The sequence below is a fragment of the Dactylosporangium sp. NPDC000555 genome, from assembly GCF_040300025.1.
GTDB lineage: Bacteria > Actinomycetota > Actinomycetes > Mycobacteriales > Micromonosporaceae > Dactylosporangium.
Map to the genome: position 1 here is coordinate 202,903 of NZ_JBEPDB010000003.1, position 26,868 is coordinate 229,770.

Here is a 26,868-nt window from a genome sequence, read left to right on the forward strand (position 1 = left end):
ACAACACGCTGGCACCAATGCACCTGCTGACTCGGTTCCCAGTCTGCGTTACCGTTCCCGCATCTGGCTTGGATGGAAGGGGCATGGTGGCACGCCTTCGGGCACGGATCGAGCGAGCGGCTGCGCAGCATCGGCACACCGCTGCGCTGATCGCCGCGGCCGGGCCGATCCTCGACGGGTACTCTGCCAACGCCGCCCCGGCCGAGCAGTACGCCGAACAGCATGACCTTGCCGCAGGACTGCGGGCCAACGCGGCGATGCTGGCCCCGGGATGGCTGGGGGCCCAGCTGGATGCGCTGGCGCCGGCCACGCCGTTGGGTGGGCCACTGCCGCCGACGTTCGTGCGTGTCGGGCAGGCGCACCCGCTTGACGACGCGCGGTTCCCGGTGATCGTGCCGCTACTGCGGGCCGGGCACATCGCGATCGACGCCGACGCTCGGGACAGCCGGGTCGCGGGACTGCTGCGTAGCCTGGTCCTGCGGCTGCTGGCCTCATCGCCGCCCGGGTCGGTTCGGATCCGCACGATCGACGCCGTGGTCGAGGGGGCGACATTCGGCTGGTTCACCGGCATCGACGCGATCATGCCGCCGCCCGCGACGGACGCGGAGGGGCTGCGCGCGGTCCTGGACGAGGGCGAGCGGTGGCTCGCGACGCGCACGGACGGGCCGGCGCCGACGCTGCTGATCGTGATCGCCTCGCTGCCTGAGCTCACCGAGGGGCGCGACCTCGCACGGATCGCCGGGCTGGCACACGCCGGGCCCGCGGGGCGGCTGCACCTGATCGCCGCCGGCTGGCCGCCGCCGCCGCTTACCCAAGAGACCACGCAGGCACCCCTGCCTCATGCCACCCAGATCGCGATCCGCAACCCACACGCCTGGGTGGGCGACCCGCCCGGCGCCACGTTCTCCGGCACCGGCACGGGCCCGAGCCGCCTCAACGCCCCGGTGTACCTCGACCCTGACCCACCGGCCGAGCTCGTCCGCCGCGTGTGCGCGCAGCTCGGCGGCCCGTGGACGACCCCGCCCGCGCCCGTCGGCGAGCCGAGTCGCAAGGCCTGGCTGGACTACGTCGCCGCCGGTCAACGGCTGGACGTCGTCCGGCGGGAGGTGATCGCGGTGGTCGCGGAGCACAAGGCCGCGCTCAAGGCCGCCCAGCACGACCTCGCGGCGATCCGCACGAAGCTCGCCCGTCACGAGGCCTACCTGAACGAGGTGGTCGGCGAGGCCGGCGGCCGCTCCGTCGAGCTCGCACCGTCGTGGCAGGAGACGCAGGCCGCCCGCGCGGCGCTGACCGCCGGCCCGCGGCCCGCCGACCCGCTCCGCGGAGCGCCGATGGCCCCGCCGCCGCCCCCGGCCCCGTTCGGGGACGCGCCGAGCGGCTGGCAGCAGGGGCAGCGCACGGCCACGCCGCCGGTGAGCGCCCCGCCCCGGCCCCCCATGAGCGCCCCTCCGGCCCCCGCCATGCCCGGGACACCGGCCGTCGCCGGGGCGTCGCGGCCGGGGGTGGCTCCGGCCCAGCCTCCGGTACCGCCGAGCCTGCCCCAAACCGGCGGCTACCCGGTCGTCATGCCGCGCAGCGCGCCGCCTGGCGTGCACAACACGGGCTCGATCCCGCGGGTGCCGGCCAGCGGGCCGCCCAGCATGCACCACACCGGCAACATCCCGCGGGTACCGGTCAGCGGCGTCCCCAACCGGGTCAGTGGCATTCCGGTGTCCGGCGCGACCGGCGTTGTCGGGACGGGCGTCGTGAGCCCGCTGATTCCGCCCGTACCCCAGTCGGTGCCGGGAAGGGTGTCAACGGCCCTGCGGATCGCCGCGGCCGGTCTGAAGCAGTCTGAGGCGGCCCTGGCGGCGCCCGGGCGACAGGCGGCCTCGAACCGGCGGGTGTGGGTGAACGCCTCGATCTACTTCGGCTTCGCGTTCCTGGCCGCGATCGTGCAGATCCCGATGCTTCTCGCGGGCTGGGAGGCCAACGGGATCGGGATTCTGGCCTTTCCCTGTGCCCTGATCCTGCCCGCCATCGCGTTCGGCCTGGGCTGGCTCACGATCGGCGCGATGACCCGCAAGACCACATCACGCACGCCGCTGCTCGGCCTTGTCATCAGTCTGCTGGCGTTCATTCCGGTCCTGGTCCTCGGCGGCGTGCTGCTGCTCTGAACCCCGCGGACATGCCCGAACCGCAAAGTACCCCCTGTCCCGAAGAATCAGCACAGGGGGTACAAAATCGGAAAAGCTCAGCCGTGCAGGATCAGCGACATCGCCTCGGCCCGTGACTTGGCATCGTCGCGGAGCAGCCCGCGGACCGCGGACGTGATCGTCTTCGATCCGCCCTTCTGAATCCCGCGCATCGACATGCACAGGTGCTCGCACTCGATGACCACGATGACGCCCCGCGGCTCGAGCTGCGACATCAGCAGATCGGCGATCTGCGCCGTGAGCCGCTCCTGCACCTGCGGCCGCCGCGCGAAGACCTCGACCAGCCGCGCCAGCTTCGACAGACCGGTGATCCGGCCGTCGGTGCCCGGGATGTACCCGATGTGCGCCACCCCGTGGAACGGCAGCAGGTGGTGCTCGCACATCGACGTGACCTCGATGTCCCGCACGAGCACGAGCTCCTCGTGGTCGGCCTCGAACGAGGTGAGCAGTACCTGGGACGGGTCGATCCGCAGGCCGGCGAACAGCTCCGCGTAGGCGCGGGCGACCCGGGCCGGAGTGTTGCGCAGCCCATCGCGGTCCGGATCCTCACCGATGGCGATGAGGATCTCCCGGACGGCACTCTCGATGCGCTTGAGGTCGACATTGCGCTCGACCTCGACACCACCCAGCTTTCCGCTGACGAGGCGTGCGGCAACGTGGTCGAGCTCCCGGTCAGCAACGAGCCCGGTGCCGTCGTCGGGCTCGGTGCTGCTGATCTCGCTCAGCGGTTGCCGTCCGGGGTCTCGCCGCCGCTGACGATCCGGATGTGATCGTCAGAGCCGAGGCTCACCGGCTGGACCACCTCGGAGCCGTTCGCGCCGGGCTCGGGCACCGCGCGCCGGCGGCGACCATTGCCGCTGTACGGAGCCATCGGCGGGCGCTTGACCACCCGGGCGCAGATGCGGGCCATGTCCGTCTGCGAGATGGTCTCCTTCTCCATGAGCTCCTCGACAATGTTGTCAAGAACGTCGCGGTACTCGACCAGGATCTCCCAGGCCTCGTCGTGCGCGATCTCGATCAGCGCGCGCATCTCGTTGTCGATCTCGGCGGCGACCTTCTCGGAGTAGTCGCGCTCGTGGCCCATGGTGCGGCCGAGGAACGGTTCGCCGTCACCGGTGCCGTACTTGACGGCGCCCAGCTTGGCGCTCATGCCGTACTCCGTGATCATCGACCTGGCCAGCGCGGTGGCCTTCTCGATGTCGTTACCGGCGCCGGTGGTCGGCTCGTGGAAGACGAGTTCCTCGGCGGCCCGGCCGCCCAGCGCGTAGGCGAGCGTGTCGATCATCTCGGATCGGGTCTGCGTGTACTTGTCCTCGGTCGGGAGGACCAGCGTGTGACCGAGGGAACGGCCGCGGGACAGGATGGTCACCTTGTGTACGGGCGCTGAGTGGGGCAGCGCCCAGGCCACGAGCGCGTGACCGCCCTCGTGATACGCGGTGACCTTCTTCTCGTGCTCGCTCATCACGCGTGTGCGCCGCTCCGGGCCGGCGATGACCCTGTCGATGGCCTCTTCGAGGTAGTCGTTGGTGATCGCCCGCTTGTCGTGGCGGGCGGCCAGCAGCGCGGACTCGTTGATGACGTTGGCCAGGTCGGCGCCGGTGAAACCGGGCGTGCGCCGGGCCACCGAGTCGAGGTCGACGTCGGGCGTGAACGGCTTGCCCTTGGCGTGCACCCGCAGGATGGCCTTGCGGCCCTCCATGTCGGGCCGGTCGACGGCGATCTGGCGGTCGAAGCGGCCGGGGCGCAGCAGGGCCGGGTCGAGGATGTCGGGCCGGTTGGTCGCGGCGATCAGGATGACGCCGCCCTTGGTGTCGAAGCCGTCCATCTCGACGAGCAGCTGGTTGAGCGTCTGCTCACGCTCGTCGTGGCCGCCGCCCATGCCGGCGCCGCGGTGACGGCCGACGGCGTCGATCTCGTCGACGAACACGATCGCCGGCGCGTTGGCCTTGGCCTGCTCGAACAGGTCGCGGACACGGGAGGCACCGACACCGACGAACATCTCGACGAAGTCCGAACCGGAGATCGAGTAGAACGGCACCCCGGCCTCGCCGGCGACGGCGCGGGCCAGCAGCGTCTTACCGGTGCCGGGCGGGCCGTACAGCAGTACGCCCTTCGGGATCTTCGCGCCGAGCGCCTGGTACTTCGCCGGGGCCTGCAGGAAGTCCTTGATCTCGTGCAGCTCCTCGACGGCCTCGTCGGAGCCCGCGACATCGGCGAACGTCGTCTTCGGGGTGTCCTTGGAGATCAGTTTCGCCTTCGATTTACCGAAGTTGAGCACGCGCGACCCGCCGCCCTGCATCTGCGACATGAACAGCAGCAGGAGGACCACGAGCACCGCGATCGGCAGCAGGTTGATCAGCAGGCTGACGAAGATGTTGTCCTGGGTGACGTTGACGTTGTACTCGTCGAGCTTGCCCTGGGACTTCAGCGTGCCAAGCTCCTTCTGCAGCTCCTCCGCGCTCCGCGAGGTGAACTGGCCCTGGATCTTGTTCGTCTGCGTGCCCTTGACCGGGACCTTGTTCTTCAGGTCAAGGTTTAGCGTCTGCTCCTTGTCCTGGATCACGGCCTTCTTCGCGTTACCGCTGCGAAGCTGCTCGAGCACGACGGAGGTGTCCGCCTTCGTGTAACTCGGGCCGGAGGTGAAGAAGGAACTGAGCACGATGGCACCGATGATCACCAGAAGGATCCAGACCACCGGCCGGCGGAACAAACGGGTACGTTCCATGTTGTCGTCGGACGCACGCAGCGCCCGGCCCCTCCATCCGTAAGGCCGTCGACCACGCCGGACCCACATTCCGACGCGGTGCCGAAAGCGCCGTCGGGGTTGGGCTCAGTTGACGCTTGCGACCATTTGACGGTACACCGTGGCACCGACACTCGCGGATCGGCGTCGGCCGGGCAGGAGGTGCTCTCAGCAGACTCTCAGGAAGCGCGGTCAGCCGCGTCCGTATACCGACGGCTTGAGCACGCCTACAAACGGCAGGTCGCGGTAGCGCTCCGCGTAGTCAAGACCGTATCCGACCACGAACTCGCTGGGAATGTCGAATCCGACATATCGCACCGGAATGTTAACCTTCAGCGCGTCCGGCTTGCGCAGCAGCGCGACGACGTCGACCTGCGCCGCCGAGCGGCTCTCCAGGTACTTCAGCAGCCACGACAGTGTCAACCCGGAGTCGACGATGTCCTCGACCACGATCACGTGCCGCCCGGCGATGTCCCGGTCCAGGTCCTTGAGAATGCGCACCACGCCGGACGAGGTCGTCCCCTGCCCGTACGACGAGACGGCCATGAACTCCATCTCGACCGGCGGGCCGACCCGCCCCAGCGCACGGGCGAAGTCGGCCATGAACATGACCGCGCCCTTGAGCACGCCGACCAGCAAAATCGACTCGGCGTCGGCGTGATCGGCCGCGACCTGCTTCGCGAGATCCGCCGTCTTGTCGCGGATCTGCTCCTCGCTGACGATCACGTGATCGATGTCGGACGAGTGCCAGGTGGTGCCGTCGGCCATGCGACAAGCCTGCACTATCGGCTGGGCCGGATCGACGGCGGGTGGCCCCGCGAGAGACCAATCTCGCATCCCTGCGGCGGCCGGTAACCCAGCGCCGCCCCGTCGACGCGCCGCCCGGAACCGCGACACACCCCGACAGAAGTACACAAGGTCGCCTTATGTCCGGCCCGGCTTGCCAGGACCAGCGGGACCGGTTCAGGGCGGGCCTGCGTGGCCAGCCGCCCGTCGACCGCGCCTGGCCTCCTCCGCGCGGCCTCCGCCGGCTTGACGGCTCAGTGACCGACGGTCAGCGTTCGGCTCGCAGCACACCATCGACCCGGACGACCGCAAGGCTGCCTGGCAGCGCGACCGCCCCCTGCCCGCGCCAGTTCACGACCAGCGCATCCAGCGCCGCGATGTGGCGGTGCGACAGCGAGCTACCCGGCGCCCCGAGCCGCAGCGCCCAGGCGTGCAGCACCCGGGTCCGGATCGGCCCGGGCAACCGGACCAGCGCGTCGGCCGACAGTCGCGGCGCACCGGCCCCGGCCGGACCCTCGTCGGCCGCGATGCCGCCGCCGTGGAGCGCCTTCTCCAGCGCGTCGGCGGCCAACTCGTCCAGGTAGTTCGAGTCCGCCCCCACGAGGCCGGCGGTCCGCGCCAGGTTGTCCACGACCCCGGTGCCGAGCGCCTCGACGAGCGGGCGGATGCGTGACCGGGCATACGCGGCGTCCACATTGTGCGGGTCCTCCCACACTGCCAGCCCGTCCACCGCGCACGCGGCCCGAGTCTCGGCCCGGCTCACGTCGAGCAGCGGCCGCACGAACAGCACACCGTGCCGCTCCCGCCGCTCCGGCATCCCGGCCAGCCCCCGCGGTCCCGACCCGCGCGCGAGCGCGAGCAGCACCGTCTCGGCCTGGTCGTCGCGGGTGTGGCCGAGCAGCACCATCGCGGCCCGATGCTCACGGGCAGCCGCCTCGAGCGCCGCATACCGCGCCTCCCGCGCCGCCGCCTCCGGCCCGCCCGCCCCGTCCACGCGCACCACACATACATCGACCGGTGCGAACCCGCGCTGAAGCGCCCAGTCCGCCAGCCGCGCCGCCCGCTCGTCCGAGCCGGCCTGCAGCCCATGGTCCACGGTCACCAGCCCGCAACGCACCCCCATGCGCCGCGTGACAAAACGCGTCGCAACGGCCAGCGCGAGCGAGTCCGCCCCGCCGGAACACGCGACGAGCACCGTGTCCCCGGCCGAAACCCCCGACCTTGCCGAGGCTCCACACTCCACCGAGGCTTCCGACCCCGCCGGACCCCCGACGCCCGCAGAGGCCCGTGAGCCCGGTAGAGCCCCATCATCCGCTGGGGCTCCTGCTCCGATCGGGACCTTTGCCCCGGCCGAAGCCTCGGCGCGCTCCGAGGCCCCGGCACCCGCTGCGCCCGCTGAGGCCCGAGACGCCCCGGTCGCGAGTCCGGGTCCGTCCCCACCGAGACTTCGACGCACCGCATTGCGAACGGCGGCGACGGGCGGTGCGAGCGCGGCCACCGATCAGCCGCTGCTGAACGGCTTGGCGGGCCCTGCGTCACCGGCCTCATCGCTGCCGGACTTGCCGGCGTCCGCCTCATCGCCAGCCTTACCGCTCTCCGCCTCGGCGGGTTCGAAGGCACCGATCGGCTCGGGCGCCTCGACCGCCGCGTCGTGCACTGCCTCGGGCTCATCGGAACCGGCCTTGTGCACAATCTCGGCCACCCCCTCGGCCGACCCAGCCGCAGCCTCGGCCGGGTCGCCCTCGGGCTCCTCGGTCGCGGTCGGTGCCGGATCCCGGGCCGCAACCATCGCGGTCTCCTCGGGGGTCAGGCCGGCCACCTCGGTCGACTCCGCGACGCCCGCCTCAGCGGGGGAACTGTCGACCGGCTCGGGCACCGTCGGCACCGGGGCCGGGGGTGCCTCCGTCACCGCGGCCTGGGCGGTGACCGGGGCCGCCGGCACGTTGACCGAGCGGTGCAGCGCGCTTGCGCCGAGCACCCGCACCACCCACGCGTCGGGGTCGGTGAGCTCGTCGAGCCGCGGAATGGTCAGCGGCGACTGCCAGATCCTGTTGAACCCGTCCATGCCGACCCGCTCGACGACGGCGTGGACGAACTTGCGGCCCTCGGCATACTGGCGCAGCTTGACGTCGACGCCGAGAATCTTGCGCAGGACCCGGTCGAGCGGGTTGCCGGCCTCGCGGCGCCGGTTGAACTTGGCGCGAATCTCCTCGACGCTGGGTATCACCTCCGGGCCGACGCCGTCCATGACGAACTCGGCGTGGCCCTCCAGCACTGTCATCAGCGCGGTCAGCCGATCGAGCACGGCCTTCTGCCCCGGCGTCTGGACCAGGTCGAGCACCGAGACCCGGCTGTCGGGGTCGCGCACCACGTCGGCGAGGGCGCCGATGCCGCGGCGAATACGCTCGGCGAGCTGGTCCTGATTGAGCTGGGAGGCGTCGACGAACGCGCCGACCTCACCCAGGAAATAGCCCCGCATCCAGGGCACGGCGGTGAACTGCACCCGATGGGTCACCTCGTGCAGGCAGACCCACAGGCGAAAGTCACGGGAATCGGCGGCGAGCTTGCGCTCGGCCTCGACGATGTTGGGCGCGACGAGCAGTAGCTGCCCCGGATCGGTGGAAAAGACCTCGTACTGACCGAGGACCTTCCCCGACAGGTACGCCAGCACGGTCCCGGCTTGTACGCCGGTGAGCCGCGAGCCGATGGCCCCGACGATCGCGCCCGGCGCCTTGCCGCCGGCGAGCCGCTCGGCCAGCGGCTGGATCACCTGCCGGAGTCCCTCGATGTTGGTGGTGGCCCAGTCGCGGCGGTCGACGACACGCACCGGGGGCCCCTGGATCATGGCCTTCAGGCCGGTGAATTCCGTGACGTGCCCGGCCGCCTCATCGGCAAGCTCACGCAGGTCGGTGACCGCGGTGGCGGCCTCCTCGTAGGAGACGGCGGGGCCGCTCTTGCCCAACGCCGCTGCGGTTGCTGCGGCCAGATCCCAATCGACGAACTGCGCCATGAACCAACCGTACCCGCGCTGGGCCAGCAGCGCGGGGGGTGGAAACCCTGAGTACACCCTGATCGACACTGCGTGAGAACGTCCGTGCTCAACGGCAACCACATGCGGCGAGAGCTGCGGCAACGCGGTCCAGCGCGATCACGGCTAGGTTCCCATCGGTGGTCTGGTCGGCCATGAACGCGAACGCCAGCGTCCGCCCATCGACGTCCACGACGATTCCGGTGAGCGAATTGACGCCGGTGAGCGTGCCTGTCTTCGCCCGCACCAGCCCGGCGGCGGATCCGCCCTCCTGCGACTTGAGGTACCGCGTGGAGAGCGTGCCCGAGTAGGCCGCGACCGGCAGTCCGCTGAAGATCGCATGCAGGTCGCCCCGGTCGGCCCGCGCGGCCATCGCCAGGATGCCCGTCAGCAGGGCGGGCGACAGCCGGTTGTTGCGGGAGAAGCCGCTGCCGTCGACCAGGCCGTACCCCGTGACCGGCAGCCCGAGCTCCTGCAGCACGCCCTTCATGGCGGTGGCGGCCCCTTCGAACGAGGCCGGCTGATTCTTGGCCATGGCCACCTGCCGTGCGAGCGCGTCCGCGAGCACGTTGTCGCTCTCCTGCAGCATGAACTCAACCATCCGGGCCAGCGGCGCCGACTCGACCTCGCCCAGCTCCCGCGCGCCCTGAGGAGCGGTGCCGGCGGCGACCGCGTTCGTGGGCACCCCGAGCGCCTTGGCGAACGCCTGAGCGGCCTGCAGGTCCGGCTGGGCGTACCGGTCGGAGTACTTCGCCGGCTTCGTCCGCCCGCCCTCGGTCATCAGCGGCGTGATGACGGCCCCGGAACCACCCGTGGTCGCGTCGGAGTCCCAGCCCGGCGCGATCCCGTTGCCGCTGAACACGGAGACGTCGTAGGTCACCTTCGTCGGTGCCGTGTCGCCGAGCGCCTTTTTGACCTTCGCCGCGAGGTCGTCGATGCGGGCCGCGCCGGGATAGTACGACGTCGGGAAGACCCCCAGCGTCGGGTCGCCACCGGCGACGATCACGACCTCGCCGGGCTGCGCTCCCGCGACGACTCTGGTCTGGATTCGGTACGCCGGGCCACGCACCGCCAGCACCGCCGCAGCCGTCACCACCTTGGTGGTCGACGCCGGGGTCATGGCGGCGTCCTGCTCCGACGAGAAGATCGACTGTCCGGTGGACACGTCGACCACCGACGCCGTGATGTGCGGCCCGAGCCCCCGCGCGGACAGCAGCGGGGCCAGCGACGCGGACACTCCCGACTCGGTCGGCATCGGCGTCTGGGTGTCCATCACCGCGAGCACCGGCGGCGGCGCCGGTGGAGCCGTGCCCGCGCGCCAGTGCGCCTTCGGCCCGCCCATGAGCGCGTCCACGATCTCCGGGCCCGCGAACACGGAAGTCGCGGCCATGGCGAGCGCAACGACCAGCGCCACGACGGCGCCGATCAGACCAGCCCACCCCCCGCGCTGTGGTGTTTCCCTCGACACCGGACCCTCCCCGTTTCGCCGCATGGTGCTGTACGCGAGACTAATGGTCGGCGCAGCGGTGCGAGGGTGAGGAGTCGTCACATGGACTTCGACGTCACGGTCGAAATCCCCAAGGGTCAGCGCAACAAGTACGAGGTTGACCACGCCACGGGCAGGATTCGGCTCGACCGGACGCTGTTCACCTCCACGCAATACCCAGCCGACTACGGCTACATCGAAGGCACGCTCGGCCAGGACGAGGATCCGCTCGACGCGCTCGTGCTCGTGCAGTCCCCGACGTTCCCCGGCTGCCTGATCCGCTCCCGCGCGATCGGTATGTTCCGCATGACGGACGAGAAGGGCGGCGACGACAAGGTCCTGTGCGTCCCGGCCGATGACCCCCGCCTGGAGCACCTGCGGGACATCCACCACCTGGGCGAGTTCGACCGCCTTGAGATCCAACACTTCTTCGAGGTCTACAAGGACCTGGAGCCCGGCAAGAGCGTCGAGGGCGCGACGTGGGTGGGCCGGGTAGAGGCGGAGGCGGAGATCGCCGAGTCGCGCCGCCGCTACCGGGAGGCGATCGAGGCCGGCACGTACCACGACCCGGGCGTCGCCCCGACCGCCCGTCCGGTCGAGTAGCCGTTCAGTAGCGTCACGAGCGCCCGGCCCTGCCTTGGCCGGGCGCTCGGCCGTTTTCCGGCCACTTCCCGGCCCGGCGCCGGCTTTCCCGCCCCTCGCGGCAGTGCACGGCTCCCGGCCATTTCCCGGCGCGGCGCGGGTTTCGACCTCGCGCCGACGCGCCGCGGGTGACCAGGGCCTCGCGCCGGGCTACGCGAACAACCCGTAGAGTCCCAGCACCGCGCAGGCCAGCGGCACGACCGCCACCACGCATAGCGTGTCGAGCAGATCGGCGCCCCGCCCCACGTACGGCGACGCCGGCCCCACCGCCGCCCGGGCGCCAGCGACGGCCACGATCAGCGCGACCAGCGGTACGGATGCGGCAACAACACGAACGTCGACCCGGACGAACAGCGCGATCAGGACGAAACCCGCCACACCCGCGACGATGAGCGGCAGACGCTGCCGAATCGTCAGGAACGTCCGCGCCCGCAGCAGCAACGCCGCGCCGGCGACCGCGACCAGCACCGTGCCGGAGATGTCGCCGGACAGGGCCAGCACCAGCGACGCGGCAACGCCGATGATCGCCAGGCCGAGCAGCATCCCGGTAAGCATCTCGTCGGTGCGCGCCACGGCCGCGAAGATCCGCGACCGGTCCGCCGCAGAGGTGAGCCCACGCCCGCTCGACGCGAGATCGCCGGGCAGCGTCACGATGGGCATGGGCAGCCTCCCGAGCCGGATCGCCAGCAGTGGCATGCCGGCGACGCCCGCGACCAGAACGGCGAGCATGACCGCGGCCGCGGCGGCCGGACGGGTGACGGTGGCGAGCAGCCCGCCCAGCGCGCCGAGCAGCCCGGCGGTCACCCCGGCCACGAAGACGCGTAGCAGGTGCGCGACGCCGACTGCGGCGAGCAGCGCGGCCAGCAGGAGCGCGACGGCGCCGAGCATCACGCGCCCCGCCGGTGTCGCCGGCTCGGGCGCGGCCAGCCACCCACCGGCCGCCGCGAACGGCAGCGCGAAGGCGGCCAGCCCTGCGCCGACCAGCGCGTCACCATACGCCCGCGAGGCCGTGATCCCGATGAGGACGAGCCCGACGGCGACGGCCGCAGCGGCTAGCGGCAGGCCGGCCCGGACCATCGACACCAGTGCGACCGCGAGGCCCGCGCCGGCGACCGCCAGTGAGGTCGCCCGGGTCGCGGCCGGACTCCACGGCATGCCGTGTCGCCGGGCGCCCGCGGCGATCGCCTCGACCACATCGTCGTACTCGAGCTCGGGCCAACCCGTCCGGGCCGGCACCAGGTGCAGGACCGCGCCGTCGTGGACGCCCTGCCCGGCCAGCCCGGCGGCAGCCGAGAGCGTTGTGCCGTCGGCGCGGCGCAGCAGCCAGCCGCCGTGCCGCTCGCCGTCGTCGGCGAGTCCCGTCCCCGCGTGCTGCAGGAGCTCGGGCAGGAGTTCAGCCAGCGGTACCGCATCTGGCACCGCGACATCGACGCGCCGCTGGGGTGCGTTGATCGTGATGCGGGCCAGACCGGCCGAGGCGGTGGACATGGAGATAGACGTACCACGCTGTCCCGCGTCGCGTTGTCCCCCAACGGCCGACGACTTCACTCGGTGACGAACTGTTCACGGAAAATCGACCGGGTCCACAAACCGTCGCACCCGCGCCCTAAAGTCCACGGCGTGACATCGGTAGTCGTCAAAAGATCACCTCGACGCCCCGCTCCGGAGATCCCGAGCGGGGAGCTGATCGTGGAGGCACCCCCGGAGGTCCCGCGGGCGCCCGCATCGCGCTGGCAGCAGATGATCCAGGTGGTACCGATGCTGACCGGCACCATCGCGACCGCACTGCTGTTCGCGGGGCGCGACGGCGGCACGTATTCCTATGTCATCGGTGCGATCTTCGGCTTCTCCACGCTGGGCATGCTGTTCAGCTCCGCCGGCGGCGACGCGCCGAAGAAAGCGGAGATGACGACGGCCCGCCGCGAGTATCTGCGGCACCTGGCGACGTTGCGCCGCCACGTGCGCGACACGGCCGCCAAGCAGCGCACCGGCCTGCACTACCGTCATCCGGACCCGCACTCGCTGTGGTCCGCGGTGGACAGCTTCCGGCTATGGGAGCGGCGGCCGGCCGACGGCGACTTCGCCATCGTGCGGGTCGCGGTCGGCCCGCAGACGCTCGCCACCCCGCTCATACCGCCGACGACCCGGCCGCTGGAGGATCTTGAGCCGATGGCCGCGGCAGCGCTGCGCCGGTTCCTCGACGCGTACTCGGTGGTGCCCGACCTTCCCGTGGCGATCTCGATGCGTAGCTTCGCGCGGATTCACCTGCGGGCGGGCCACGGGCACGGCTCGCGCGGGGGGCCGAGCGCCGGCCTGACCGGCGTGCACGACCCGGCCCGGGCGTTGGCCCGGGCCGTGCTCGCCCAGCTGGCCGTGTTCCACGCCCCCGATGACCTGCTGATCGCGGTGTGCGTGGCGCCCGAGCGGCGGGAGTGGTGGGAGTGGACGAAGTGGCTGCCGCACGCCCTTCACCCCACTCAAACCGACGCCATCGGGCCCGTCCGGCTGTTCGCCGACACCGCGAAGGAGCTTGAGGGACGCCTCGACGACCTGCTGCGCAGCCGCAGCCGGTTCGACGCCGGCCAGGGCCGGGGCAACTCGTCGGCGCCACACCTGGTCGTGGTCCTCGACGGCGGCGACCTGTCCGGCAGCGTCCACCTGGGCACCGACGGCGGCGTCGACGGCGTGACCCTGATCGACCTCGACCGGGAACCGCCGCGGCTGCTCGACCGCTCCGCGATCGTGCTCGACGCGTCGAGCGGCCAACTCACCACCATCTCGGCCGACAGCGACCTCGCCGAGCCGCAGCCGCCGATCGGGATCGCCGACGCGCTCGACCCGGCCGAGGCCGAGGCCGTCGCCCGGCGCCTGGCCCCGCTGCGGCTGGCGGTCGCCGCCGGCAGCGAGCAACAGGCGGGAGACGCCCGCGAGCCCGGCGCCGACCTGGACTTTCCCACGCTGCTCGGTATCGGCGACCCGGAGACGCTCGACATCGGCAAAACCTGGGTGCCCCGCCCGCACCGCGACCGGCTGCGGATCGCGATCGGCGTCGGGCAGCAGGGCCAGCCGGTCGACCTCGACCTGAAGGAGTCCGCCGAGGACGGAATGGGGCCGCACGGCCTGCTCATCGGCGCGACCGGCTCCGGCAAGTCCGAGCTGCTGCGCACACTGGTGCTCGGCCTGGCCGCCACACACTCGTCCGAGACGCTCAACTTCGTGCTCATCGACTACAAGGGCGGCGCGACGTTCGCCCGGATGGACCGGCTGCCGCACGTGGCCGCCTTCATCTCCAACCTGCGCTCGGAACTACTCTTGGTCGACCGGATGACCGACGCGATCACCGGCGAGGTGATCCGCCGCCAGGAGGTGTTGCGCCGCTCCGGCGACTACGACTCGGTCCGCGACTACGAGCGCGCCCGGGCCGGTGGCGCGCCGCTGGCGCCGCTGCCCAGTCTGCTGATCGTCTGCGACGAGTTCAGCGAGCTGCTGGAGGCCAAGCCCGACTTCATCGACCTGTTCGTGCAGATCGGGCGGGTCGGCCGGTCGCTGGGGATGCACCTGCTGCTCGCCTCGCAGCGGCTGGAGGAGGGCCGGCTGCGCGGCCTGGACACACACCTGTCGTACCGCATCGGCCTGCGCACGTTCACCTCGCTCGAGTCGCGGACGGTGCTGGGCGTGCCCGACGCGTACGAACTGCCGAAGAAGCCCGGCGGCCACGGCATCCTGAAGTCCGGCACCGAGCCGCTGACCAGGTTCAAGGGTGCCTACGTCGGCGGGCTCTGGCGGCGCACCGGGCGGGCCGCGGCCGTGTCCGGCGTTGGCGGGCGGCCGCGAGTGATGCGGTACGGTACGCGGCACGTGCCGGTCCCGCCAGCACCCAGGCCCGAGGCCGAGCCGGCGGAGGCGCCCGAGGGTGAGAGCCTGCTGGACATCGTCGTCGAACGGCTCGCCGGTCGAGGCGTTCCGGCGCACCAGGTGTGGCTACCGCCGCTGGCGAGCTCGGCCCCGCTCGACGACCTGCTCGGGCCGATGACGGTCGACCAGGACCGGGGGCTGACCGTCACCGGCCCTCAGCTGCACGGCGCGCTCCACGTGCCGGTCGCGCTCATCGACAATCCGCTGGAACAGCGCCGAGACGCGCTGTGGTTCCGGCTCGACGGCGCGCAGGGGCACGTGGCGGTCGTCGGCGGCCCGCGCAGCGGCAAGTCCGTGGCACTGCGCACACTGATCACCGCCTTGGCGCTGACGCACACGCCGGTGGAGGTCCAGGTGTACTGCCTGGACTTCGGCGGTGGTCAGCTGGCCGGGCTGCGCGGGATGCCGCACGTCGGCGGGGTCGCGGGCCGGCTCGACGCCGCCCTCGTCCGGCGTACCGTCGGCGAGGTCGCATCACTGCTCGCCGCTCGCGAGCAGCACTTCGCCGCGGGCGGGATCGACAGTATGGCCGCCTACCGGCGGCGCCGGGCGGCCGGTGGTGCCGGCAGCCCCGACGACGGCTGGGGCGACGTGTTCCTGGTCGTCGACGGCTGGCAGAGCGTGCGCAAGGACTACGAGGAGCTCGAGGCCGTCCTGTTCGACATCGCGGCCCGCGGCCTGTCGTACGGCATCCACATGGTCGTCTCCGCGTCCCGTTGGATGGACCTTCGCGCCAACTTCCGCGACCTGTTCGGGGCGCGGATCGAGCTGCGGCTCGGCGACGCGACCGAGTCACTGGCCACGCGTAAGGCGGCCGCCGGCGTACCGGCCGACGCGCCTGGGCGGGGCATCACGACGGAGGGTCTGCACCTGCTGGTGGTCCAGCCGCAGCTCACCAACGGCGAGCCGGGCGAGCTGGTGCAGGCGATCGCGTCGTCCTGGAGCGGGGCGCCGGCGCAGCCGGTGCGCCTGCTGCCCGCCGTCGTGCCGTACTCGGCCGTCGCCGACGACGCGGACCCGGCGAACCGCTTCGCGCTGCCCATCGGCGTCGCGGAGTCCGACCTGCGTCCGGTGCGGGTCGACTTCGCGAGCGAGCCGCACTTCATGGTGTTCGGCGAGGCCGAGTCGGGCAAGTCGACCCTGCTGCGGGTGATCGCGACCATGATCAGCACGCGTTTCACGCCGGAGGAGGCGCGGATCGTGCTGATCGATCACCGCCGGAGCCTGCTCGGCGCGGTGCGCACAAAGCACCTGATCGGCTACGGCACTGGCACGCAGCAGACCGAGGACCTGATCACCTCGGTCGCCGACTACATGGAGCGGCGGTTGCCGGGCCCCGACGTGACCGAGGAGCAGCTGCGAAGCCGCGGCTGGTGGACCGGGCCGCAGTGCTTCGTCCTCGTCGACGACTACGACCTGATCCCGACCGGCGCCGGCAATCCGCTGTCGCCTCTGCTGCCCTACCTGGCCCAGGCCCGCGACATCGGCCTGCACCTGATCCTGACCCGCCGCAGCGGCGGTGCGGGCCGCGCCCTATACGAGCCGGTCATCCAGCGCCTCAAGGAGCTGGCGTCGCCCGGCCTCATCATGTCCGGCGACCGCGAAGACGGCGTGGTGCTGGGCGACGTCAAGTTCGGGCCGCTCCCGCCGGGCCGCGGCCGCCTCGTGACGAGAAGGGAGAACGGCATCCTGATCCAGGTCGCCGACCTCCCCGCGGCGTAGCAAGGCCCCAATCGGCCAGCCTCCCCGCAGGCAGAGACCCACACGGGCGCTGAGACCTACCACCGGCGAGGGCGGCGGTGGGTTGCTTGTTGCCGCCTTTCGGCGAGTGAGCGTACCGGGCTGACAGATCTGGGCATCGCCGTCCAAAATGGGTCCATCGCGCTTACCGCCATAGTCCGCGCCGCCGGCCGTGTCCTTGCCATAGGGCTGTCGGCGGCGCTCGGCTGTGCGGTGGCGGTTGAGGCGGCGCCCGGTGTCGCGGCGGCCGATCAGGTCCGGGGTCGGCAGTGGCAGTTGGCGGCGCTCGATGTACGCGAGGCCTGGAAGGTTTCCGTCGGCAAGGGTGTGATCGTCGCGGTCATCGACAGCGGAGTCGACGCGGGGCATCCGGATCTTGCGGGGCAGGTGCTGCCCGGGATCGATCTCGTGGACCCGGAGGCGAACAACGCCGGGAAGGTCGATCCCGTCGGGCACGGGACGACCGTGGCGGCGCTGATCGCGGGGAACAGCAAGAACAGCTCCGGGGTCGAGGGGATCGCGCCGGGGGCCAAGATCCTGCCGATCCGGGTCCTGAACAAGGAGAACAAGTACGACGATCCGGATGTCGTGGCGCAGGCCGTGCGGTGGGCCGTGGACCACGGGGCGACCGTGATCAACCTGTCACTCGGCGGCGCGCTGCGCGATGAGGCGATCGCGGCTGCGCTGCGGTACGCGGCGGCGCACGACGTCGTCGTCGTCGCGTGCACCGGCAACATCGCCACCGATCCGTCGATTCGCCAGGTGTGGTACCCGGCGCGGGAGCCCGGGGTCGTAGCCGTCGCCGGGCTGGAGACGGCGCGGACCGGCGGGGCGAACCCGGCCGGCAACGGCGGGCGGACGCTGTGGTCGGGATCGCTCACCGGGCCCGAGACGGTGCTGACGGCGCCGGCCGTGAACCTCACCGGAGCGAGGCCCGGCGGCGGTTACTGGCAGGTGCATGGCACCAGCTTCGCCGCACCGCTGGTGGCGGGGGTGGCCTCGCTGGTGCGGGCGCGGTACCCGCGGATGAACGTGGCCAACGTGATCAACCGGCTGATCGAGACCGCGAAGGATCTGGGGCCCGTGGGGCGGGACGACCGGTTCGGGTACGGCGAGGTGGACCCCGTCGCGGCGCTGCGCAACAGCGTGCGCGAGGTGGCAACGAACCCGCTGACCCAGGCGCTGCCGCAGCCGGCGGTGAGCGGGAGCGCGCAGGCCGACGTGTCTTCGCCGATGCACCCGGGCGGGGCGGCGGCGCCGATGCCGATGCCGATGCCGTCCACCTTGCTGGCGGAGAACGACGGACGGAACGGGACCGGCGCGGTCGCCAGGCTGGTTGTCATGCTCATGATCACGGTCGGCGGCGCGACCGGCGTATTACTGCACCGTCGCCGCCAGGGCGCGCGGGCACCGACACCATAAGAGCCAACAGGTCAGCGGGCACCGACACTGTAAGAGTCAACGGGCCAGCGCCAGCCACGCTCTAAAGACGCTGTGAACGGGACGGTATGGAACCGCTATGCGCACTTGCCGGTGCTCGTCGCGTCCGTGTGCGCCTTGCCCGCCTCCGCGACGACCGACGCCTCGTCCGCCGTCACCGCGAAGCCCGTCTGCGGGTCGTCGGCAGCCGCGGCGAAGATGACGCCCAGGACCGTGCCGTCCGGGGAGAGCAGCGGGCCGCCCGAGTTTCCGGAGCGGACCAGCGCGCGGATGGTGTAGATCTCCCGGGTGACCTTGCCGTTCTCGTAGATGTTCGGACCGGTGATGTTGCGGTGGTCGCGGATGCGGGCCGACTGTGCGTCGTACGGGCCGTCGAGCGGATAACCGAGCACGATCGCGTCGGCGTTGGACTCGGACTTCGTCGCGGCGAACCGCATGCTCGGGGCGTTGAGGTTCTTGACGTACAGCACCGCGAGGTCGCGCTCCGGGTCGTAGGCGACGACGGTCGCGGGCAGCTGGCGCGAGGAGCCGTCGACGAGGACGTTGACGGTCTTGGTGCCGGCGACCACGTGGGCGTTGGTCATCACGCGGTTCGGTGCGTAGACGAACCCGGAGCCCTCGATGCGCCGCGAACAGCTCGGCGCCTGGCCCAGGATCTTGACGACCGACTTCTTGGAGTTCTTGACGAGCTCGGAGCCGGCGAGCGCGGGGTCAGGCGGGGAGACCTCCTTGACCCGCGTCGGGGACAAGCCGTCGAACACGTTCGGGAAACCGCGCGTGTCGACCGTGTTGCGCAGCGCCTGCGACAGCGCGTCGGCCTGCGCGGGCATGGCCTTGTCGACCACGTTCAGGATGATCGAGTTGCTCACCGCGCGGGCAAGCCAGGGCAACGACGAAGCGCTCAGCGGTGCGGCGACCAGCCACACGACGAGCAGGACCGCGACCAACGAGACCACGGCGCCGCCCGCGTTGTCCGCGGTCTGCGCGTTGCGGCTCACGATCGCGTTGCGCAGCCGGTTGCCCACGAAGCTGGCCAGCGCCTGACCGGCCACGGCCAGGCCGAAGACGGCGGTGAGCGAGATCACCACACGGGCCGGGTCAGACGTGAAGAAGCGCTCGGCGAGCAGCGGCCCGAGCTGCAGGCCCAGGAGCGCGCCGCCGAAGAAGCCGACGAATGACAGCAGACCGACAAGGAACCCCTGGCGATAGCCGTTGATGGCAAACATCACCATGAGGAGCACGAGGACGATATCGATCACGCTGCCAGACACGCATTCAATGTACGGGTGTGGCACCAGATGCCGGCAGTTCCTCAACCCGGCCGGTCGGCCAGTCCACCGCCCATCCGCCGAGTTCCAGCAGCGTGGACAGCACGCCTGCGGTGAAGCCCCACACCAGCATGTCGTGTATCCGAAACGCCGGGCCGATCCATCCGCTCGGGTGGCGAAGCCGCAGGCGGTGCGCCGGATCGACCAGCTCGCGGATCGGCAGGCGCTCGACGCGGGCCACCTCGTGCGGGTCGGCGGGGCCGACCGGGTGCGGCTCGCGCCACCAGGCGAGCACCGGTGTGACGAGGAAATTGCTCACCGGGATCCACATCGTGGGCAGGGTGGCGACGACCTCGACCGTGCTTGGGTCCAGGCCGACCTCTTCCTCTGCCTCGCGCAGCGCGCAGGCGATCGTGTCGGCGTCGCCGGGGTCGACCGCCCCGCCGGGGAAGGCGGGCTGGCCGGCGTGGTTGCGCATGGTCGCGGCGCGTTGCAGGAGGAGCACGTCGGGCCCGGTCGCGGGGTCCTCGCCGAACAGCACCAACACCGCGCTCTGTCGCCGCCCCTCGCCGTCCGGGGTGGGCAGCCGCGTGAAGTCGGTGGCCTCGGCCGAGCGCACCCGAGTGAGGAGAGGTTCGAACCAATCCGGCAGAGCGCTCATACCGACACCCCGAGGTACTGCTGCGTCAGCTCCTTCAGCCGGGCCTCGGTGAGCGCCTCGCCCTGGTAGGCGTACGCGATCCGGCCGCCCGGCGTGATGAACAGCGTCGCCGGCAGCGACGACATCAGCGCCTTCGACACCAGCGGGCTCACCGCGATCGCCAGCTGCTGGCCCTGATCCTCCAGCATCGGGAAGGTCAGCTTCTTGTCGTCGATCACGGCCTTGGCCTTGTCGTGGCGGTCCTTCGTGACCACGCCCACGACCCGGACGCGGCCGGCGCCGTCCGCGGCGAACTGGGCCAGCGCCGGCAGCTCGGCCCGGCACGGCTCGCACCAGGAGGCCCAGAGGTTGACGATCGTGGGCTGGCCGCCCAGGTCGGCGATGTCGGTGTACCGGCCGCCGAAGAAGCACGGCAGCGCCATCGCCGGCAGCGCGGGCCCGGATTCGGCACTCCCGGAAGCCGCCGAAGAAGCCGAAGACCCGGAAGCCGTCGAAGAGGCCGAAGACCCGGGAGGCGTCGAAGAAGCCGAAAACTCGGAAGGCGCCGACGACGCTGAGGAGTCGGACGGCGCGGGCGAGGCGCGCTCGATGCATCGCGGACCCGTCGGGGCGCCCGCGTCTTTAGGCGCCTTGACGTCGGCGGTGCAGGCCGCGAGCCCGAGCAGTAACGCCCCGGCCAGGAGCAGCCGGCCCCTCACCGGACCAGCTCGGCGAGCTCGGCTGCGCGGGGACCCTTGAGCAGCTTGACCGCCTCCTCGACGCCGGTCGGGCCCAGGCCGTACGCCGGGCAGTCCCGCCGCAAGGTGCACGCCCCGCAAGCGGGCTTGCGCGCGTGACAGACGCGGCGGCCGTGGAAGATCACGCGGTGCGAGAGCATGGTCCAGTCACGCGGCGCGAAGAGGGCGGCCACGGCGAACTCGATCTTCACCTCGTCGGTCTCGCTCGTCCAGCGCCAGCGCTGGACGAGCCGGCTGAAGTGGGTATCGACGGTGATCCCGGGCACATCGAAGGCGTTGCCGAGGATCACGTTCGCGGTCTTGCGCCCGATCCCGGGCAGCGCCACGAGCTCGGCGAGCGTGCCGGGCACCTCGCCGTCGTGCCGCTCGACGAGGGCCTGGCCCAGCCGGATCAGCGAGTCGGTCTTGTTGCGGAAGAAGCCGGTCGGCCGGATGAGGTCCTGCATCTCCAGGTGGTCGGCCGCGGCGTAGGCGGCGGCGTCCGGGTAGCGCGCGAACAGCTTCGGCGTCACCTCGTTGACCCGCACGTCCGTGCACTGCGCGGAGAGGATCGTGGCGACGGCGAGCTCGAGCGGGTTGGTGTAGTCCAGTTCGCAGTGCGCGTCGGGGTGGATGATCGCAAGCGCGCGTCCCATACGCCGCGCCCGTCGCTTCAACGCCAGCGCGGTCTCGGTCACGCAACGACAATACGTCGCCCGCGACCGAGGCCTCGATCGAGCAGCCGCGCGTTGTGCCACCGTCAGGACGCTAGGCGGCCGGCGGCGTGATGGTCCCGTCCTCGGCGATCTTCGCCCCGGTGGTCGGGAAGTCCTGCTTCGTGAGGTTGGACACGAACGGGATCGCCTGCTTCTTCGGGTCGGGCCGGGGCAGACCCGGCGCGACCATGTAGGTGGCGGTCAGCGAGCCGCTCTTCCACGTGCCGTCGCCGAGCAACTGGACCTTGAGCACCCCGCCGATGCCGACCGTGCCGTTGTAGCTCAGCGCCTTGTACCCCGCGAAGTTGCCCAGGCTGTAGGCGATCAGCCGGCCCTTGTAGAACTCCATCGCGCGCATCACGTGCGGGCCGTGCCCGACGACCAGGTCGGCGCCTGCGTCCACGACCCGGTGGCCGAACGCGATCGGGTCGCAGCGGTTCTCGCCGAGAAACATCTCCGTGCCGGGCTTGACGTGGGTCTTGTCCGCGCCCTCGGCGCCCTGGTGGACCTGCACGACCACGATGTCGGCCTTGGTCGTGGCCTCCTTGACGATCTTCTCGGCGGCGTCGAGGTCGGAGCAGAGGTTCGACCACTTGTAGGAGGCGAACCCGATCACGGCGATCTTCACGCCCTTGGCCTCGCCGACGGAGATCATGCCCGGCCAGCCGGTGTATTTGATCCCCGCGCCGTCCAGCGCCTTCTGCGAGTTCTTGTAGCCCACCTCGCCGAAGTCGTACGCGTGGTTGTTAGCCATGGTCATCATCGCGAAGCCGGCGTCCTTGAGGTTTTGCACGAACGCGGGCGGGGTGCGGAACGCGAAGCAGGTCTTGCCGGCACTCTCGGCGGAGCACTTGCCCACGCCGGTGTCGTCGGTCAGCACCTGCTCGAGGTTGCCCATTTGGAAGTCGGCGGCGAGGTACTGATTCACCGGGTCGAAGAAGCCCTTGCCGTTGTCCGGCGGCAGGCCGCCGGGGGCCATGCCCATGACGATGTCGCCGGTCGCGCTCAGCGTGATGCCGTCGGCCGGGCCGGGGACGGCGCCGGCGGCCTTCGACCCGGCGGGCCCGGAGCTGCCGGCCCCGACCGCCTGCTCCTGGGTCGGGCTCGGGCCCGCGGGGGGCTTGTCGTCGCCGCCGAGGAACGTGGCCGCGCCCGCGGTGCCGGCACCGATGACCACCGCCGCCACGGCACCGACGATGATCGCGGTCCGCCGCCCGCCGCCGCGCGGGGGCGTGGGCGGGGGCTCGCCGGGAAGCGGCAGCTTGCGGCGGCCGGCGCGCTCCTCGGGCTGATACGCCTTGGCCGAGTACAGATCCTCCGGACGGGTCGGCCCGGGGATCGGCTCTCGGCCGCCCCCGTACAGCGGCCCGGTGCCCTCGTTGCCGCCGTGGATCGGCCCGGTGCCCTGGTCGCCGCCGCGGTGGATCGGCCCCGTGCCCTCGTTGCCGCCGTAGACATTGCCGGTGCGGCCCGCCGCAAAGCCGTCAAAACGGCCCGTACCGGGGCCGTAACCCCCGGCCTGCCCGGTCGGTTGTTCGTGTGGAGACGCGGGAGAGGCACCGTACCCGGTCCGGTCGTCGCGCCGTTCCGGCTGCTCGTCCGGCCAGCGAGACGGTCCGCCGTACACCGTCATGGGTCCCCTCACTCCACACTCGGCGACTCCCCGCGCCCACATCGAGCGCGAGCGGGTCGTGTCCGACGCGAAGATATCGCACCTCGGCGAGCCCGGTACCGCCCTTGTGTGCGACAGCCGCGCCGCAGGTCGACGAGTATCATGACCTCCTGCCCAACGTCCGGAACACGACCCCGTATGCCTAAACTGGCGTTCGCGCGGTCGCTTTCGAAGCGGACGACGCGCCGAAAGATTGAGGTGGACGCGATGGACGAGGTACTGGCTCGCAGCGGCATTTTCCAAGGGGTCGAGGCCGAGGCCGCCGAATCCCTCGCCAAGGAGATGGAGACGATCGACGTCCGCAAGGGCGAGGTCGTGTTCAGCGAGGGCGAGCCCGGCGACAGTCTGTACATCGTGCTGTCCGGAAAGATCAAGGTGGGTCGCCGCGCGGCCGACGGGCGGCAGAACCTGATCGCGGTCATGGGCCCCAGCGACATGGTCGGCGAGCTGTCGCTGTTCGACCCGGGCCCGCGCACGGCCACCGCCACCGCGGTGCTCGACACCCGGCTGGCCCGGCTACGCAAGCAGGCGCTGCGGCCCTGGCTGACCAACCGGCCGGAGATCGCCGAGCAGCTGCTGCGCGTGCTGGCCCGGCGCCTGCGCCGGACGAACGACGCGCTGGCTGACCTGATCTTCACCGACGTGCCGGGCCGCGTGGCCAAGACGCTGCTGCAGATGGCCGGCCGCTTCGGCACCCGCGACGGCGGCGTCCTGCGGGTCAATCACGACCTCACGCAGGAGGAGATGGCACAGCTCGTCGGCGCCTCGCGCGAGACGGTGAACAAGGCCCTCGCCGACTTCGCCTCGCGCGGCTGGCTGCGGCTCGACGGCAAGAGCGTGATCATCATGGACCCGGAGCGCCTCGCCCGCCGCGCGCGCGTGTAACTGACAGCAGGAGACACCCCTGAGCCGCCCGCCAACCGGGCGGCTTAGTTTTCGGGCAGAAAACAATCAGTCTTGACTGTTTGTTTTTCGCGGTACACCCTGAAGCAATGACCGCACAGCAGGAGCGCAGCCGCGTCACCCAGCGGCGCCTGTTGGAGGCCACCGTCGAGTGCCTCTACGAGTTCGGCTGGTCCGGCGCGACCACCACGGTCATCGCCGAGCGGGCCGGCGTCTCCCGCGGCGCCCAGCTGCACCACTACCCGACGCGCACCGCCCTGGTGCTCGCCGCCGTGCAGCACCTCGCCGAGCGGCGGGCGGAGGAGATCCGTACCGAGGCCGCGGCGCTCACCGGCGATCGCGAGCGGCGCCTCGACCACGTGATCGAGCTGCTCGCGTCGGCATTCACCGGCCCGCTGTTCGTCGCCGCGCTCGAGGTCTGGGTCGCCGCGCGCACCGACGCCGAGCTGCGCGACGCGCTCGTGCCGATCGAGGCCCGGGTCGGCCGCGAGATGCACCGCCTGACGGTCGAGCTGCTCGGCGCCGACGAGTCGCGGCCGGGCGTGCGCGAGGCCGTCCAGGTGACGCTCGACCTGCTGCGCGGGCTCGGCGTCGCCAACCTGCTCACCGACGACACCCCGCGCCGCACCCAGCTCCTCGCGGCGTGGAAGCACCAGCTGGCAAGTCTCATCTAGAGGACCGACCGGGAGATGGCGATGGTGCTGCTGGACGAGGTACTGCGAGACCTGCACGCGGAGTCCGAGGCGCTCGACCGGCTGGTCAGCGGCCTGAGCCCGCAGGACTGGAGCCGGCCGACCCCCGCACCAGGCTGGACCGTCGCGCACCAGATCTCCCACCTGCACTGCACCGACGAGCTCGCCACACGCGCCAACGCCGACCCCGCCGGATACATCGCCTGGCTCAACGAGACATTCGAGGACCCCGCCACGTTCGTCGACCGGGCCGCCGCGGCCGGCGTGGTCCCGCCCGATGTGCTGCTCCCCCGCTGGCGTGCCGGCCGCGCGGCGCTCGCCCGGGCATTGACGGGCGTTCCGCCCGGTGAAAGGCGCCCCTGGTTCGGTACCGCGATGTCGCCGCTGTCCAGCGCGACCGCCCGGATGATGGAGACCTGGGCGCACGGGCGGGACATCGCCGAGACGTTCCCCGACGACGAGCTGGCGCGGGAGCACCTGCGCCCCACGGAGCGGCTCCGGCACGTGGCCCACATCGGGTACCGCACGGTCGGCCACGGCTTCGAAAGCCACGGCCGGCCGGCCCCGGAGTCGCCGTTCCGGGTCGAGCTGTCCACGGTCGGCGGGGCGCTTTGGGTGTACGGTCCGCCGGACGCGCCCAACCGGGTGACCGGACCGGTTCTGGACTTCTGTCTGCTGGTCACGAGGCGCCGGCACCCCGCCGACCTGGCCCTGCAGGCGACCGGCGACGACGCCGCCGAGTGGCTGACGCTGGCTCAGGCGTTCGCCGGCCTGCCCGGCGCCGGCCGCGAGCCCCGGGCGGCGGCACGATGAGCACCGGCGCCGCGCTGCGGATCGGCAACGCCTCCGGCTTCTACGGCGACCGCCTCACCGCCTGGCGCGAGATGCTCGACGGCGGCGAGCTGGACGTGCTGACCGGCGACTACCTCGCCGAGCTGACCATGCTCATCCTGGGCCGCGACCGCATGAAGGACCCGGCGACCGGCTACGCCAAGACGTTCCTGCGCCAGCTCGAGACCGTCCTGGGTACCGCGCAGGAGCGCGGCGTCCGCCTCGTGAGCAACGCCGGCGGGCTCAACCCGGCCGGTCTGGCCGAGGCGATCCGGGCGCTCGCCACCCGCCTCGGCCTGCGGGTCGCGGTCGCCCACGTCGAGGGCGACGACGTCACGGACCGCGCCGCCGAGCTGGGCCTGGGGCGGCCGCTGACCGCCAACGCGTACCTCGGCGCGTTCGGCATCGCCGAGTGCCTCTCCGCCGGCGCGGACGTCGTCGTCACCGGCCGGGTCACCGACGCGTCGCTGGTCGTCGGCCCCGGCATCGCCCGCTTCGGCTGGACCCGCGACGACCTCGACGCCCTGGCCGGCGCCACGGTCGCGGGCCACGTGCTCGAGTGCGGGGCACAGGCCACCGGCGGCAACTTCGCGTTCTTCACCGAGCTGCCCGACGGCGCCCGCCGCCCCGGCTTCCCGCTCGCCGAGCTGCACGCCGACGGCAGCGCGGTGATCACCAAGCACCCCGGCACCGGCGGCGCGGTCACGGTCGAGACGGTGACGGCGCAACTGCTGTACGAGATCGGCGCCCCCGCCTACGCCGGCCCCGACGTCGTCGCCGACTTCGCCACGATCCGCCTCACCCCCGACGGCCCCGACCGCGTCCGCATCGACGGGGTCTGCGGCGCCCCGCCCCCGGAGACCGTCAAGGTCGGCGTGAACGCGCTGGCCGGCTTCCGCAACACCATGACGTTCGTGCTGTGCGGCCTGCGGATCGAGGAGAAGGCCGCCCTGGTGCGCGCCCAGCTGGAGGACGCGCTCGGCCCGGAGGGCCTGGAGTTCGCGCTGGCCCGCACCGACCACCCCGACGCCGCCGACGAGCCGTCCGCGAGCGCCCTGCTCACCGTGCACGTGAAGGACCAGGACCCCAAGCGCGCCGGGCGGACGTTCTCGCAGGCCGCCGTGGAGCTGGCGCTGGCCTCGTACCCGGGGCTGACGCTGACCGCGCCGCCGGGCGACGCCACCCCGTTCGGCGTCTTCACCGGTCATGCGGTGCCGCAGGGCGCGGTCGACCACGTGGCCGTGCTGCCGGACGGGACCCGGCGTCGCATCGCTCCACCCGAGTCGCCGGATACGGTGAAATGTCCCAAAAATCAGGACGCGCCAGCGGCTGGACGCTCCGAAGCCAGCCCCACGGGCGGCCCCACGGGCGGCCCCACGGGCGGCCCCACGGGCGGCCCCACGGGCGGCCCCACGGGCGGCCCCACGGGCGGCC

Annotated in this window: 19 protein-coding genes and 1 pseudogene; 8 read left to right on the forward strand and 12 right to left on the reverse strand. The window is 71.8% G+C overall.

Annotation, left to right across the window (positions count from 1 at the left end; translation table 11 throughout):
• Nucleotides 1–83: 83 nt before the first annotated feature.
• Nucleotides 84–2,156 (forward strand): hypothetical protein, encoded by a 2,073-nt coding sequence (locus tag ABT297_RS04455; protein ID WP_350544583.1) that lies wholly within the window; start codon nt 84–86, stop codon nt 2,154–2,156.
• Between the two features lie 77 nt (nt 2,157–2,233).
• On the opposite strand, the gene folE is transcribed toward ABT297_RS04455, so the two are convergent.
• The 6 genes and pseudogenes from folE to dacB form a co-directional block, all read right to left on the reverse strand.
• Complete coding sequence (gene folE, locus ABT297_RS04460; protein ID WP_350544675.1) at nt 2,234–2,911, reverse strand: GTP cyclohydrolase I FolE; 678 nt, start codon at nt 2,909–2,911, stop codon at nt 2,234–2,236.
• 5 nt (nt 2,912–2,916) lie between these two features.
• The gene (gene ftsH, locus ABT297_RS04465) at nt 2,917–4,989 is read right to left on the reverse strand and encodes an ATP-dependent zinc metalloprotease FtsH (protein WP_502885488.1); all 2,073 of its coding nucleotides are present in this window, start codon (nt 4,987–4,989) and stop codon (nt 2,917–2,919) included.
• 141 nt (nt 4,990–5,130) lie between these two features.
• A complete protein-coding gene (hpt, locus tag ABT297_RS04470) occupies nt 5,131–5,706 on the reverse strand; it encodes a hypoxanthine phosphoribosyltransferase (RefSeq protein ID WP_350544589.1) in 576 nt (191 codons plus the stop codon).
• A 286-nt stretch (nt 5,707–5,992) separates the two neighbouring features.
• Nucleotides 5,993–6,967, reverse strand: coding sequence for a tRNA lysidine(34) synthetase TilS (gene tilS, locus ABT297_RS04475; protein ID WP_350544592.1), 975 nt, complete (start codon nt 6,965–6,967; stop codon nt 5,993–5,995).
• Nucleotides 6,968–7,693: 726 nt separating this feature from the next.
• Nucleotides 7,694–8,734, reverse strand: a pseudogene (locus ABT297_RS04480) (zinc-dependent metalloprotease); the annotation flags it as partial.
• Nucleotides 8,735–8,822: 88 nt separating this feature from the next.
• Nucleotides 8,823–10,244 carry a D-alanyl-D-alanine carboxypeptidase/D-alanyl-D-alanine endopeptidase gene (dacB, locus tag ABT297_RS04485; RefSeq protein WP_502885489.1) on the reverse strand — a complete coding sequence of 474 codons (1,422 nt, stop codon included), beginning with the start codon at nt 10,242–10,244 and terminating at the stop codon, nt 8,823–8,825.
• A 57-nt stretch (nt 10,245–10,301) separates the two neighbouring features.
• On the opposite strand from dacB, the gene ABT297_RS04490 reads away from it, so the two are divergent.
• Entirely contained in the window at nt 10,302–10,841 is a 540-nt protein-coding gene (locus ABT297_RS04490; RefSeq protein ID WP_350544597.1) for an inorganic diphosphatase, read from the forward strand.
• Between the two features lie 189 nt (nt 10,842–11,030).
• Here ABT297_RS04490 and eccD read toward each other — a convergent pair whose 3' ends face one another.
• The gene (gene eccD, locus ABT297_RS04495; protein WP_350544599.1) at nt 11,031–12,368 is read right to left on the reverse strand and encodes a type VII secretion integral membrane protein EccD; all 1,338 of its coding nucleotides are present in this window, start codon (nt 12,366–12,368) and stop codon (nt 11,031–11,033) included.
• Between the two features lie 132 nt (nt 12,369–12,500).
• Here eccD and eccCa point away from each other — a divergent pair, with 132 nt between their 5' ends.
• Nucleotides 12,501–16,517: a type VII secretion protein EccCa gene (gene eccCa / locus ABT297_RS04500; RefSeq protein WP_350544601.1), complete on the forward strand. Its 4,017-nt coding sequence runs from the start codon at nt 12,501–12,503 to the stop codon at nt 16,515–16,517.
• Nucleotides 16,518–16,748: 231 nt separating this feature from the next.
• Nucleotides 16,749–17,957: a type VII secretion-associated serine protease mycosin gene (gene mycP, locus ABT297_RS04505; protein ID WP_502885490.1), complete on the forward strand. Its 1,209-nt coding sequence runs from the start codon at nt 16,749–16,751 to the stop codon at nt 17,955–17,957.
• A gap of 95 nt (nt 17,958–18,052) precedes the next feature.
• Here mycP and ABT297_RS04510 read toward each other — a convergent pair whose 3' ends face one another.
• From ABT297_RS04510 to ABT297_RS04530, 5 genes are all read right to left on the reverse strand, one after another.
• Nucleotides 18,053–19,246 carry a MarP family serine protease gene (locus tag ABT297_RS04510; protein ID WP_350544603.1) on the reverse strand — a complete coding sequence of 398 codons (1,194 nt, stop codon included), beginning with the start codon at nt 19,244–19,246 and terminating at the stop codon, nt 18,053–18,055.
• A gap of 4 nt (nt 19,247–19,250) precedes the next feature.
• The gene (locus ABT297_RS04515; protein ID WP_350544605.1) at nt 19,251–19,904 is read right to left on the reverse strand and encodes an NUDIX hydrolase; all 654 of its coding nucleotides are present in this window, start codon (nt 19,902–19,904) and stop codon (nt 19,251–19,253) included.
• Complete coding sequence (locus ABT297_RS04520; RefSeq protein ID WP_350544608.1) at nt 19,901–20,326, reverse strand: TlpA family protein disulfide reductase; 426 nt, start codon at nt 20,324–20,326, stop codon at nt 19,901–19,903. Before ABT297_RS04520 ends, ABT297_RS04515 begins: the two co-directional genes overlap by 4 nt.
• A 272-nt stretch (nt 20,327–20,598) precedes the next feature.
• Nucleotides 20,599–21,276, reverse strand: a complete 678-nt coding sequence (gene nth, locus ABT297_RS04525; RefSeq protein WP_350544680.1) for an endonuclease III — start codon at nt 21,274–21,276, stop codon at nt 20,599–20,601.
• Nucleotides 21,277–21,388: 112 nt separating this feature from the next.
• The gene (locus ABT297_RS04530; RefSeq protein WP_502885492.1) at nt 21,389–22,597 is read right to left on the reverse strand and encodes a CapA family protein; all 1,209 of its coding nucleotides are present in this window, start codon (nt 22,595–22,597) and stop codon (nt 21,389–21,391) included.
• Nucleotides 22,598–23,215: 618 nt separating this feature from the next.
• Here ABT297_RS04530 and ABT297_RS04535 point away from each other — a divergent pair.
• The 4 genes from ABT297_RS04535 to ABT297_RS04550 all read left to right on the forward strand — a co-directional run.
• On the forward strand, nt 23,216–23,893 hold the full coding sequence (locus ABT297_RS04535; RefSeq protein ID WP_350544612.1) for a Crp/Fnr family transcriptional regulator: 678 nt from the start codon (nt 23,216–23,218) through the stop codon (nt 23,891–23,893).
• Nucleotides 23,894–24,000: 107 nt separating this feature from the next.
• Nucleotides 24,001–24,585 (forward strand): TetR/AcrR family transcriptional regulator, encoded by a 585-nt coding sequence (locus ABT297_RS04540; protein ID WP_350544615.1) that lies wholly within the window; start codon nt 24,001–24,003, stop codon nt 24,583–24,585.
• A gap of 21 nt (nt 24,586–24,606) precedes the next feature.
• Nucleotides 24,607–25,416 (forward strand): TIGR03084 family metal-binding protein, encoded by an 810-nt coding sequence (locus ABT297_RS04545; protein ID WP_350544617.1) that lies wholly within the window; start codon nt 24,607–24,609, stop codon nt 25,414–25,416.
• The coding region (locus tag ABT297_RS04550; protein WP_350544620.1) for an acyclic terpene utilization AtuA family protein at nt 25,413–26,868 on the forward strand (1,456 nt) is incomplete at its 3' end. The genes ABT297_RS04545 and ABT297_RS04550, both read left to right, overlap by 4 nt.